The organism is Pseudomonas sp. TMW22090, from assembly GCF_022496665.1.
GTDB classification, from domain to species: domain Bacteria; phylum Pseudomonadota; class Gammaproteobacteria; order Pseudomonadales; family Pseudomonadaceae; genus Aquipseudomonas; species Aquipseudomonas gregormendelii.
Map to the genome: position 1 here is coordinate 403,456 of NZ_SCFH01000003.1, position 12,758 is coordinate 416,213.

Consider the following 12,758-nt stretch of genomic DNA (forward strand, 5'->3'; position numbering starts at 1 on the left):
GCTAACTTCTGTGGATGGATCCAGAAAGCAACCAATTGCACGCTGTGAAAGTGAGTTTGACGCCTGCGCGGGGCGGTAGCTGACACCGGCAACATCCTGCGAAGCTTTCCCTGTCCCGCAGACACCATCCCCGTCTACCCTTTAAACCACCGCAGGAAGCGGTCTCCGTCAGCTCAAGGAACGACCATGTCCCTTTCCATCGTCCACAGCCGCGCCCAGATTGGTGTGGATGCACCCGCCGTCACCGTGGAGGTCCATCTCGCCAATGGCTTGCCGTCACTGACGATGGTCGGTTTGCCCGAAACTGCAGTGAAGGAAAGCAAAGACCGGGTGCGCAGTGCGATTATCAATTCCGGGCTGCAGTTTCCCGCGCGCCGCATCACGCTCAATCTCGCCCCGGCGGATTTGCCCAAGGATGGGGGTCGGTTTGATTTGGCGATTGCCTTGGGGATTCTGTCGGCCAGCGTTCAGGTGCCAGCGCTGACACTGGATGACGTGGAATGCCTGGGGGAATTGGCGTTGTCGGGAGCGGTGCGGGCGGTGCGCGGCGTATTGCCTGCCGCCCTGGCGGCGCGCAAAGCGGGTCGAACGTTGCTGGTCCCGCGGGCGAACGCCGAAGAGGCCTGCCTGGCATCGGGCCTGCAGGTGATCGCCGTGGATCATTTACTGGAGGCCGTGGCTCATTTCAACGGGCACCAGCCCATCGCACCATACGTGTCCGACGGCTTGATGCACGCCAGCAAACCCTACCCTGACCTGAGTGAAGTACAGGGTCAGCTCGCGGCAAAACGGGCGCTGCTGATTGCCGCAGCAGGCGCTCACAACCTGCTGCTCAGTGGGCCACCGGGAACAGGCAAAACACTGCTGGCGAGTCGACTGCCGGGGCTGCTGCCACCCTTGGCCGAAAGCGAGGCGCTGGAAGTCGCGGCTATTCAGTCGGTGGCCAGTTGCGCGCCCCTGAGTCACTGGCCACAACGTCCTTTTCGCCAACCTCACCACTCAGCGTCGGGCCCGGCGCTGGTGGGTGGCGGGTCAAAGCCTCAGCCCGGGGAAATCACCCTCGCCCACCATGGCGTGCTATTCCTTGATGAACTACCGGAGTTTGATCGCAGGGTTTTGGAAGTGTTGCGTGAGCCTATGGAGTCCGGCCATATCGTGATATCCAGGGCCCGGGATCGCGTGCGTTTTCCGGCGCGTTTTCAACTGGTCGCGGCGATGAATCCCTGTCCCTGTGGATATCTCGGCGAGCCAACGGGCAAGTGTTCATGCACCCCGGACATGGTCCAGCGCTACCGCAACAAACTGTCCGGCCCGCTGCTGGACCGCATCGATCTGCACCTGACCGTGGCGCGGGAAGCCACAGCGCTAAACCCTTCAGCAAAACCCGGCGATGACTCCGCCAGCGCGGCAGTGCTGGTAGCCGACGCCAGGGAACGGCAGCACAAGCGCCAGGGCTGCGCCAACGCCTTTCTCGACCTGCCAGGCCTGCGCAAAAACTGCAAGTTATCCACAGCCGATGAAACCTGGCTGGAATCCGCCTGCGAAAGATTGACCCTGTCGCTACGCTCGGCCCATCGGCTGCTCAAGGTAGCGCGCACCTTGGCGGACCTTGAGCAGGTCGATGCCATCCAACGCGAACACTTGGCTGAAGCACTTCAATACAGGCCGTCGACCGCCTAGTCAGTAAGCGTTTTTTTAACGAGACAAGCCATTTTATTCACCTTCATATGATTACAAGCGCTCGCCAAATCCAATTGTTGTAACTGTTTTTTCGATGAATCTCGTGTTTTTAACCGTTTTTAAGCACGAGTAAGCGAATTTATGTCCGCCATCAGCTCTCTGGCTATCTCAGGAATACAAGATATCTCCAGTACAACCGTTTCCGGTCAGCAGCGAGATAGGGCTCGTCGCTCGTATGGGAGCGTGTTGCGCGCGCAATCGAGGAAGCTTTCAGCGATCTGAAATAACAAGCCACTCAGGCATCACTACTTGCTCAAATCCACCAACGGCATCTGCCGCACCTCGGTTTCCCGCCCGGCCTGAATTTCGCTCACCCGCTTCAACGCCTGATCCACCGCCCCTTTGTCCGCCAAGAGGCTGTAGCTGATGCGGAACTCTTTCTGCTCGTTTGGCGCGATCGTCGGCACCAGGCCCAGTGGCCGTTGATACCGGCGGTTGTAGGAAAAGCTCGTGCCTGGCTCAAGTCCGGTGACATAGCCCTGCCCTTGGGTATCGGTGTTTTTCCACAGGGAGAACACGGGCAGGGTTTGCGTGTTGAAACCCACCGAGACGCCCAGGCTGCCGGCCTTGTCGTGCAGCACGGTCAATGTATCGCCTTTTGCATCGGCATACGGCACCACGTTGTAGACCGTCTCGTCGTAGTCCTTGGTCGGCCCGCGGTAGGTCTGCCAGTCCGACAGTTCGCCCTTGGCCTTGTCGTTGAACGGCGACACCTGTTTTACCGGCGCAGCGAATCGAGCGCCCTGTTCCAGGAATGGGGTACTGAAGTTGCTGTGGTACAGCGCCTGGTATTCCTTCGGATAGTCGCCATTGTTGGTCAGGGTGTCGTTGAGGCTGAAGCGCACGCTGCCGGGTTCGGTGACCAGTTCGGTGGCGACGGAGAAGTCGACTTTCTTGAACGCCTGCTCTTTCAACTCACCGCGCAGGCTGATGGCGTAAGGCGGTTTTTCGTCGATGTGCAAGGTGACTTTGCTGGCCGGAATGTTGGCGGCGCGGCCGTGCAGGGTCAGCAACTCGCCATTGTCCACGCCAGGGTGGCCGACCCATTCGTAACCGCAGCGGGTCACCAGTTCGTTGAAACCTTCCAGCCAGCCCAACCCGCCCCGACCGTTGAGTTCGATAAAGGCCGGGTTGACCACCTCTTTCACCGGCGAATCCCAGCCCATGCGCACAGACCCCACCGAGGCCTGCAGGACGTTCATGCCGCGGGTCGGTACCACCGAGAGCTTGAGCGTGCCGTTATCAATGTCGACGATGCTGACGCCCTCTTGCCGACCGCCATGCAGCGTACGCAGGGTCACGGAGAAGGGTTTGTCGGTCTTGACTCCGAGTTGCTGACTGGTGATTGACCAGTTGGCGGCCGCTTTGTCGGAGTCGAGCAAAACATAGTCCCACGCCATGGCATGGGAGGCAGCGGACAGCGCGCCGAGGGCGACGATGAGTTTGAGCGGAGTCATGGCACAAGCCTTTCTTGGAGTTGTGCCGTTTTTATAGACCGGCTGAAACGATTCATCAAGCGTAAAAACCAACAATTGGCCCGATGTCTTGATAAAACCGAGCGGGCTCACGCCTACTCAGGAATGTCGGTAGACGCAGAACTTGTGAACGCCAATGACACCTGTGAAAGCAAGCCTGCTCGCGATTGCCATAGCCGGGGCACCTCAGCGAAACCGGTCAACCTCGTGCCGCAACTCTGCCGCCAGGCTCTCCAGCTCCTTGGCCGTCACGGCCAGGTGCGACACCACCTCGCGCTGCTCGCTATTGGCCAGCGCAATGCTTTGCAGGTTGCTGCTGAGCAACGTCGCGGTGCTGCTTTGTTCCTGGGTGGCCGTGGTGATTGCCGAAAACTGCTGGCCAGCCGAGCGACTCTGCTCATCGATCCGCGCCAGGGCCGAGGCGACATTGGCGTTGCGCGACAAGCCTTCCTGCATCAGCACCTTGCCCTGCTCCATGGTGCTGATGGCGTTGCCGGTTTCCTGCTGGATGCTCTGAATCATCAGCGAAATTTCATCCGTCGCCTGGCGAGTACGGGAAGCCAGATTGCGCACTTCATCGGCCACCACCGCAAAGCCCCGGCCTTGCTCGCCGGCGCGGGCGGCTTCAATGGCCGCGTTGAGTGCCAGCAGATTGGTCTGCTCGGCGATTGAGGTGATCACCCCGACGATGCCGCCAATTTCCTGAGAGCGCTGGCCCAGCGTGTTGATCACCGTCGCCGTGCTGTTCAGCGCGCCCGCAATTTGTTCAAGAGACGAAGACGCTTCGTCCATCGACGTACGACCGATCCGGGTTTGCTGTGCGTTTTCCTGAGCCAGCAGCTGGGTGCTGCCCATGTTGTCGGCGATGTTCAGGGAAGTGGCACTGAATTCCTCCACCGCGCCAGCCATGCTGGTGATCTCGCCCGACTGCTGCTCCATGCCTTCGTAAGCACCACCGGACAAACCAGACAAGGCCTGGGCACGGCTGTTGACCTCTTGCGAGGCTTTGCGGATGTGCTCGACCATGGTCGACAGGGCCTGGCTCATCTGGTTGAAGGCACGGGCCAACTGGCCGATTTCATCATGGCTCGAGACATTCAGGCGCACGCTCAGATCCCCCGCGCCCAGCGCCTCGGCCTGACGCACCAGATCACCGAGTGGCGCCAGCTTGCTGCGCAACAACCAGACAGCCGCGCCCACGGCGATCAGCATGGCCAGCAGGCTGCCAATCGCCAATTGAATGCCGACACTCCAGGTCACGGCGCGAATTTCCGCTTGGGGCATGCTCGCCACCACCGACCATGGGCCACCCTCGAACGGTACGGCGACGCTGTAAAAGTCTTCGGATTTGTCGCTCCAGAACTCACCTTTACCAGGCGTTTTTGCCAGCGCGGCAAGGGTCGGCGCCGCCTGCTCCAACGCCTGCACGCCCGCAATCGGGACCAGCCATTTGCCCTGTTCGTCGAGTAACGCCAGGGAGCCGGTCTGGCCGATGCGGAAGCGTTTGAGATTGGCAAATTGCGCGTTCTGCGCGTCGGTGTAATCGAACCCTACAAACAGCACCGCAATCACCCTGCCGCCGCTGTCGCGTACGGGGGTGTACTGAGTCATGTAGGACCGTTCAAACAACAGGGCCCGGCCGACGTAGCTCTGCCCCGCCATCAGGCGCGCATAAGCCGGGTGCGCGTGATCGAGCAGCGTGCCAATGGCGCGCGTGCCGTCCTGCTTGCTCAGGGAAGTGCTGACCCGGATGAAGTCGTCGCCGTTACGCACGAACAACGTGGCAACCCCGGCGGTCATCTGCTTGAACTCGTCCACTTCCTGGAAGTTGTTGTTCAGCACTTCGCTGCCCAGGTGCAAGCCTGGGGTCTGCACGCCCGCGACCGTCACCGGCTGCTCCGGGTGCAGACTCAGGCCGGCGCTGAAGCGCTTCTCGAACAAGCCGCTGAGGCGCTGGGTACTCTCACGCAGCGTACCGTGGAAGGTGCTCAATTGATCGGCCAGCAGCCTTGCTTCGCTGGCCAGGTGTTCCTCGCGGGTGGCAAGGTTGGCGGTGTCCAGCGAGCGCAGGGCAAACACAGTGCTGCAGCTGATGACGATCGCCAGTATCACGGCAAGCGCGATACCCAGCTGTGAGGCGATGCGGGCTCGAGGTTGAGACATGACAGCTCCTGGCCAAGCGTCCGAATCCTCCTTGATCGGGCTGCACACTCAGCGACATTTCTAATAATGGGGTTACGTCGAACCTGCACGAAGGTTCCACCTGCATCTCTTCGGCGGTAAACCTGAATACTTGAGCCGAATACCGGGATATTGCCGGAGCCTGTCGCTGCACAGGCTCTATCGATTCAGCTCAGGTGCTCGACGTCCGGCAACTCCATGGCCCTGACCTCGCCCTGCAGGAAGTCACTGAGGCGGCGCATCCGTTCACCGCCCGGCCGGGTTTTCGGCCAGACCAGGTAATATTTCTCACCGCTGGCGACGGCAGTCGGCCACGGCAAACTCAGGCGCCCCTGAGCGACATCCTCGGCCACCATCAACAAGTCGCCCATCGACACGCCGTAGCCACGGGCGGCGGCGATCATGCCCAGCTCCAGCGTATCGAACACCTGCCCGCCCTTGAGCGACACCTGTTCAGCCAGGCCCATGCGTTCCAGCCAGTTGCGCCAGTCGCGGCGGTCCGGTGTGGGGTGCAGCAGTTCGGTATTGGCCAGGCGCGTCACGTCCCAAGGCTGCTCGCTCAGCAGGTTCGGCGCACCGACCGGGATCAGTTCTTCGGGGAACAGATAACTGGCCTCCCAGTCAGGTGGGAAATGGCCGTTGCTCAACAGCACGGCACAGTCGAAGGGCTCGTCGTTGAAGTCCACCGAATCGACGTCCATCCAGGCGCTGGTGAGCTGCACCTCATTGCCCGGTTGCAGGTGACGGAAGCGGCTCAGGCGCGCCAGCAACCAGCGCATGGTCAGGGTCGAAGGCGCCTTCATGCGCAGGATGTCATCTTCGGCGCGCAGGGTGTTGCACGCCCGCTCCAGGGCGGTGAAGCCTTCGCGGATGCCGGGCAGCAACAACCGGGCCGATTCGGTCAGTTGCAGGTTGCGGCCACTGCGGTGAAACAATCGGCAGGCAAAGTGCTCTTCGAGCGTACGAATATGCCGACTGACCGCGCTCTGGGTGATCGACAGCTCTTGCGCGGCACGGGTAAACGAACTGTGGCGAGCGGCCGCTTCGAAGGCACGCAGGGCATACAACGGAGGAAGACGACGAGACATTCAGAAAGCTCCTACAGCGCAATGGCAACAACTTAGCAGAAACTCATCCATGATGAGTTTTAGTCATGCCATCCATCCTTTTTATCCCTTTGTGGAAATCCTCCAGAGCGCCGAAAATCGACGGTCTACTGTTCCCTCTGAAAATCGAGCGTGATGATCATGAAGCATCCAGCGCGTATTGAACTCTGGGCCATTCTGCGGCTGGCGGGGCCGCTGATTGCCTCGCAGTTGGCGCATATGCTGATGGTCCTCACCGACACCTTGATGATGGCGCGCATTAGCCCCGAGGCGCTTGCCGGCGGCGGCCTGGGTGCGGCCACCTACTCTTTTGTGTCGATTTTCTGCATTGGGGTGATTGCGGCAGTCGGCACCCTGGTAGCTATCCGTCAGGGTGCGGGCGATATCGTTGGCGCCGCCCGGCTGACCCAGGCAGGTTTGTGGCTGGCGTGGCTGATGGCACTGGCCGCCGGCCTGTTGCTGTGGAACCTCAAGCCCGTGCTGCTGCTGTTCGGCCAGACCGAAAGCAACGTCCATATGGCCGGGCAATTCCTGATGATCCTGCCGTTCGCCCTGCCCGGCTACTTGAGCTTCATGGCCCTGCGCGGCTTCACCAGTGCGATCGGCCGGGCGACACCGGTGATGGTGATCAGCCTCGCCGGCACGGTGGCGAACTTCCTGCTCAACTATGCGTTGATCACCGGCATGTTCGGCCTGCCCAAGATGGGGCTGGTGGGGATAGGGCTGGTCACGGCCATCGTCGCCAACCTGATGGCGTTGGCGCTGGCCCTGCATATTCGGCGGCATAGGGCGTATGACGCTTATCCATTGCGTGAAGGCCTGTCGCGGCCCAACCGTCAGTACCTGAAGGAGCTGTGGCGGCTGGGCCTGCCCATCGGCGGCACCTACGCGGTGGAGGTCGGGCTGTTTGCCTTCGCGGCGCTGTGCATGGGCACCATGGGCAGCACGCAACTGGGTGCGCACCAGATTGCCCTGCAGATCGTTTCGGTGGCCTTCATGGTGCCGGCCGGCATGTCCTACGCTATCACCATGCGCATCGGCCAGCACTACGGTGCCGGGCAACTGCTGGATGCACGGCTGGCAGGACGGGTTGGTATTGTGTTCGGAGCGGCGGCGATGCTCGGCTTCGCGATGGTTTTCTGGCTGCTGCCGCATCAATTGATTGGCTTGTTCCTGGACCATAATGATCCAGCGTTCCGCCCGGTCATCGAATTGGCCGTGAGCCTGTTGGCCGTCGCCGCCTGGTTCGAGCTGTTCGACGGCACGCAGACCATCGCCATGGGCTGCATACGCGGGCTCAAAGATGCCAAGACCACCTTCCTGGTTGGATTGGCCTGCTACTGGCTGATCGGCGCGCCGGCAGCCTGGTGGATGGCATTCCATCTCGACTGGGGCCCAACGGGCGTCTGGTGGGGCCTGGCGCTGGGTCTGGCGTGTGCGGCAGTGAGCCTGACGCTGGCGTTTGAGTGGAAGATGAAGCGCATGATTCGGCGTGAGCCTGCGGTGCAGGCAAGTTTCAGGGTGATTCAACCGGATTAAGATCAAAAGATCGTCCAAACGCTCGGGCCGCGTTCGGACGATCTTTTAAATGGCCTCCACAACGGCCTGTTGGCTGGAACCGAAGGTCAGGTATTCAACGAGCTCCACCAACGGCAACGGCTTGCTGATCAGGTACCCCTGCACCTGATCACAGCCAAAACCACGCAACAGATCCAGCTGCTCCGGGGTTTCCACGCCTTCGGCCACCACTTCAAGATTGAGGTTGTGCGCCAGGTTGATCATCGCATGCACCAGTTTGCGATTCTCCTCGCGCTCTTCCATCCCGCCGACAAAACTCTTGTCGACCTTCAGCAAGGCGATCGGCAGGCTGTTGAGGTGCACGAATGACGAGAAGCCGGTACCGAAGTCATCCAGGGAAAAGCGCACGCCCAGGCGCCCGAGGGCATCCATGGTCTGCTTGACCAGATCGCTGCGGCGCATCACTGCGGTCTCTGTCAGTTCGAATTCCAGCCACTGCGCCTCGACTCCGCGCTCGATGATCAGGCGGCTGAGGGTGGGCAGCAACTGGCTGTCCTGGAACTGCCGAAACGACAGGTTGATCGCCATGTGCAGCGCCGGCAGCCCGCGCTCGCGCAGGGCCTGCATGTCACGCAGTGCACGGGAAATCACCCAGTAACCCAGGGGCACGATCAAGCCGCTCTGCTCGGCCAAGGGCACAAATTCGCTTGGCGGCAGCAAACCGCGCTCGGCATGACGCCAGCGCACCAGCGCTTCGAGGCCGACGATCTGCCCGTCTTCGAGGTTCAGCCGCGGCTGGTAGTGCAGCTCCAGCTCATCCCGGCGCAATGCCCGTCGCAGTTCGCTTTCCAGGTCGGCCATGCTGCGCGCATTGCGATTGATGCGTTCGTTAAAGATATGAAAGGTGCAGCCCTGGGTGCTCTTGGCCTGCTGCATGGCGATGTGCGCGTGCCACATCAGCGGGTCGGCGCCGGCCTGGGCGCGAGCATGGGCGATGCCCAGGCTGGACCCGATCAACAGGCTTTCGCCGTCGACCCAGTAGGGTTCGGCCAGTGCTTCGGTGATTCGTTCGGCCATCCACTCGGCGCGCTGGGGTGCCCGGCGGGTGTCGATCAGCAGTGCAAATTCGTCGCTGCCCAACCGCGCCAGCTGATCACCCACCTCAAGCTGGCTTTTGAGCCTGGCAACGACTTGCAGGATCAACCGGTCGCCCGCCTGATGCCCCAACGCGTCGTTGGCGTGACGAAAGTTGTCGAGGTCCAGGTGCCCGAGTGCCAGGCCACGGCCATCGTTTTCCACCAGCCGGGCCGCCAGCAAAGTCTGAAAACCCTGGCGATTGGCGATGCCGGTCAAGGGGTCCTGCTCGGCCAGACGCTGCAGGGTGGTCTCCAGCAGCCCCCGTTCGCGCACATGGCGCAGACAGCGCTGCAACATGCCTGTATCAAGCAGATCGCGCACCAACCAGTCACTCACGCCATCGGGCGGCGACGCCGGCTCGTGTTCGAGCAGCAACACCGTTGGCAAGGTGCAACGACCGGGAAGTGGTTGCAAAGCAGGAATCGTCAACAACACCGCGCTGCGGTTGTCATCGAACAGACTGCTGACAGACTCCCAATTCGGAGCGCTGATGAGCACGGCCGAGCTCCCCATTGGAGCCAGACACTCGCGCAACAACGCTGTCCACGCTGGCTCTTCTGCCAGTAGCAGCAAACGCAAGGGTTCGACAGGCGTAGACAAGCTAGCTCCCTAGACTCTGCAGTGGTGTACGCGCCGGGCATTATGCCGGGCCGCCAACCAATGACCAAATGACATCAGTTATCAGACGTGGCTTTTGTATCAGGAATTACGAACATTAGACGCAAATACCTCACGTATCCTGCGTGAAAGTAACAAAACCGGCAAATACAGTTAGCGTGGTGCGTCACAAGTCGGAGAGAGCAGCACAAATTGCTGAGCCTGTTAAAATGCCGGCCCATTTCGCAAACGACTCCCTGATTCCGTATGTCCCGACTCAATCCCCGGCAGCAAGAAGCCGTGAGCTATGTCGGCGGCCCTCTTTTGGTGCTCGCCGGCGCAGGCTCCGGCAAGACCAGCGTGATCACGCGCAAAATTGCGCACCTGATCCAGAACTGCGGCATCCGCGCCCAGTACATCGTCGCCATGACCTTTACCAACAAGGCTGCGCGCGAGATGAAGGAACGGGTCGGCACCCTGCTCAAGGGCGGCGAAGGCCGCGGCCTGACGGTGTGCACCTTCCACAACCTGGGCCTGAACATCATCCGCAAGGAACATGTTCGCCTGGGCTACAAGCCCGGCTTCTCGATTTTTGACGAAACCGACGTCAAATCCTTGATGACCGACATCATGCAGAAGGAATACGCGGGCGACGACGGCGTCGACGAGATCAAGAACATGATCGGCTCGTGGAAGAACGACCTCATCCTGCCTGCCGAGGCCCTGGAAAACGCGCGCAATCCCAAGGAGCAGACCGCCGCCATCGTCTATACCCACTATCAACGTACGCTCAAGGCGTTCAACGCGGTGGATTTCGACGACCTGATCCTGCTGCCGGTAAAGCTGTTCCAGGAACACGCCGACATCCTCGAAAAGTGGCAGAACAAGGTCCGCTACCTGCTGGTGGACGAGTACCAGGACACCAACGCCAGCCAGTATTTGCTGGTGAAACTGCTGATCGGTACGCGCAACCAGTTCACCGTGGTGGGCGACGACGACCAGTCGATCTACGCCTGGCGTGGCGCGCGGCCGGAAAACCTGATGCTGCTCAAGGACGATTATCCGTCCCTGAAAGTGGTCATGCTCGAGCAGAACTACCGCTCCACCAGCCGCATCCTGCGCTGCGCCAACGTGCTGATCTCCAACAACCCCCACGAGTTCGAAAAGCAGCTGTGGAGCGAGATGGGCCACGGCGACGAGATCCGCGTGATCCGCTGCCGTAACGAAGACGCCGAAGCCGAGCGCGTGGCCGTGGAACTGCTGACCCTGCACCTGCGCACTGACCGGCCCTACAGCGATTTCGCGATCCTGTACCGCGGCAACTACCAGGCCAAGCTGATCGAGCTGAAACTGCAACACCACCAGATTCCGTATCGGTTGTCGGGCGGTAATAGCTTCTTCGGGCGCCAGGAAGTGAAGGACCTGATGGCCTACTTCCGCCTGATCGTGAACCCGGACGACGACAACGCCTTCCTGCGAGTGATCAACGTCCCACGCCGGGAAATCGGCTCGACCACCCTGGAAAAACTCGGTAACTACGCCACCGAACGCAAGATCTCGATGTACGCGGCCACCGACGAAATCGGCCTGGGCGAACACCTGGACACGCGGTTCACCGATCGCCTGTCGCGCTTCAAGCGCTTCATGGACAAGGTCCGCGAGCAGTGTGCCGGCGAAGATCCGATTTCGGCGCTGCGCAGCATGGTGATGGACATTGACTATGAGAACTGGCTGCGCACCAACAGCTCCAGCGACAAGGCGGCCGATTACCGGATGGGCAACGTCTGGTTCCTGATCGAGGCATTGAAAAACACCCTCGAGAAGGACGAAGAAGGCGAGATGACCGTCGAAGACGCCATCGGCAAACTGGTGTTGCGCGACATGCTGGAACGTCAGCAGGAAGAGGAAGACGGCGCCGAAGGTGTGCAGATGATGACCTTGCATGCCTCCAAGGGCCTGGAATTCCCCTACGTGTTCATCATGGGCATGGAAGAGGAAATCCTCCCCCACCGCTCCAGCATCGAAGCCGACACCATCGAAGAAGAACGCCGCCTGGCCTACGTGGGCATTACCCGCGCGCGCCAGACCCTGGCCTTCACCTTCGCGGCCAAGCGCAAGCAATATGGCGAGATCATCGACTGTGCGCCGAGCCGCTTCCTCGATGAGCTGCCGCCGGACGACCTGGCGTGGGAAGGCAATGACGACACCCCCGTTGAAGTCAAAGCCGTTCGCGGCAATACCGCATTGGCGGATATACGGGCGATGTTAAAGCGCTAGAATCGAATACTTTTTAACCAAACACTTTTTGACAAGCTAGGCGCATCTCGCGCCAGTAGAGGAAAGCTTCATGGAAGCACTGCACAAGAAAATCCGCGAAGAAGGCATCGTGCTTTCCGATCAGGTCCTGAAGGTTGACGCCTTTTTGAACCACCAGATCGACCCGGCCCTGATGAAGCTGATCGGCGACGAATTTGCCGCGCTGTTCAAGGACTCGGGTATCACCAAGATCGTCACCATTGAAGCCTCGGGGATTGCGCCGGCGATCATGACCGGGCTGAACCTCGGCGTGCCGGTGATCTTCGCTCGCAAGCAACAGTCCCTGACCCTGACCGAAAACCTGCTGTCAGCGACCGTTTACTCGTTCACCAAGAAGACCGAAAGCACCGTGGCGATCTCCCCGCGCCACCTGACCAGCAGCGACCGCGTGCTGATCATTGATGACTTTCTGGCCAACGGCAAGGCGTCCCAGGCGCTGATCTCGATCATCAAGCAAGCCGGTGCGACCGTGGCCGGCCTGGGGATCGTGATCGAGAAGTCGTTCCAGGGCGGGCGGGCCGAGCTGGATTCGCAGGGTTATCGCGTCGAGTCGCTGGCGCGCGTGCAGTCGCTGAAGGATGGCGTTGTAACCTTCATCGAGTAACCTGCGGCATTGTGTTCTCTCTGTGGGAGCCAGCCTGCTGGCGATGGCATCGTGTCAGTCAACATCTTAATGACTGACAGACAG

Annotated in this window: 8 protein-coding genes; 4 read left to right on the plus strand and 4 right to left on the minus strand. The window is 60.8% G+C overall.

Annotated elements, in window-relative coordinates; genetic code table 11:
- Positions 1-186 precede the first annotated feature (186 nt).
- Positions 187-1,680, plus strand: a complete 1,494-nt coding sequence (locus EQV97_RS11140; RefSeq protein ID WP_240888938.1) for a YifB family Mg chelatase-like AAA ATPase — start codon at positions 187-189, stop codon at positions 1,678-1,680.
- 305 nt (positions 1,681-1,985) lie between these two features.
- Here the strand turns inward: EQV97_RS11140 and EQV97_RS11145 are convergent, their stop codons facing one another.
- The 3 genes from EQV97_RS11145 to EQV97_RS11155 form a co-directional block, all read right to left on the minus strand.
- Positions 1,986-3,197 carry an aldose 1-epimerase family protein gene (locus tag EQV97_RS11145; protein ID WP_122841006.1) on the minus strand — a complete coding sequence of 404 codons (1,212 nt, stop codon included), beginning with the start codon at positions 3,195-3,197 and terminating at the stop codon, positions 1,986-1,988.
- A gap of 204 nt (positions 3,198-3,401) precedes the next feature.
- Positions 3,402-5,378 (minus strand): methyl-accepting chemotaxis protein, encoded by a 1,977-nt coding sequence (locus EQV97_RS11150; RefSeq protein WP_122841005.1) that lies wholly within the window; start codon positions 5,376-5,378, stop codon positions 3,402-3,404.
- A 185-nt stretch (positions 5,379-5,563) separates the two neighbouring features.
- Positions 5,564-6,484 (minus strand): LysR substrate-binding domain-containing protein, encoded by a 921-nt coding sequence (locus EQV97_RS11155; RefSeq protein ID WP_045059315.1) that lies wholly within the window; start codon positions 6,482-6,484, stop codon positions 5,564-5,566.
- 159 nt (positions 6,485-6,643) lie between these two features.
- Here EQV97_RS11155 and EQV97_RS11160 point away from each other — a divergent pair, with 159 nt between their 5' ends.
- Positions 6,644-8,041: a NorM family multidrug efflux MATE transporter gene (locus EQV97_RS11160; protein WP_122841003.1), complete on the plus strand. Its 1,398-nt coding sequence runs from the start codon at positions 6,644-6,646 to the stop codon at positions 8,039-8,041.
- A 45-nt stretch (positions 8,042-8,086) separates the two neighbouring features.
- Here EQV97_RS11160 and EQV97_RS11165 read toward each other — a convergent pair whose 3' ends face one another.
- On the minus strand, positions 8,087-9,757 hold the full coding sequence (locus EQV97_RS11165; RefSeq protein ID WP_122841002.1) for a bifunctional diguanylate cyclase/phosphodiesterase: 1,671 nt from the start codon (positions 9,755-9,757) through the stop codon (positions 8,087-8,089).
- Positions 9,758-10,021: 264 nt separating this feature from the next.
- Here EQV97_RS11165 and rep point away from each other — a divergent pair, with 264 nt between their 5' ends.
- Complete coding sequence (gene rep / locus EQV97_RS11170; RefSeq protein ID WP_122841001.1) at positions 10,022-12,031, plus strand: DNA helicase Rep; 2,010 nt, start codon at positions 10,022-10,024, stop codon at positions 12,029-12,031.
- A 70-nt stretch (positions 12,032-12,101) separates the two neighbouring features.
- Positions 12,102-12,674: a xanthine phosphoribosyltransferase gene (locus EQV97_RS11175; RefSeq protein WP_016772573.1), complete on the plus strand. Its 573-nt coding sequence runs from the start codon at positions 12,102-12,104 to the stop codon at positions 12,672-12,674.
- Positions 12,675-12,758: the final 84 nt, after the last annotated feature.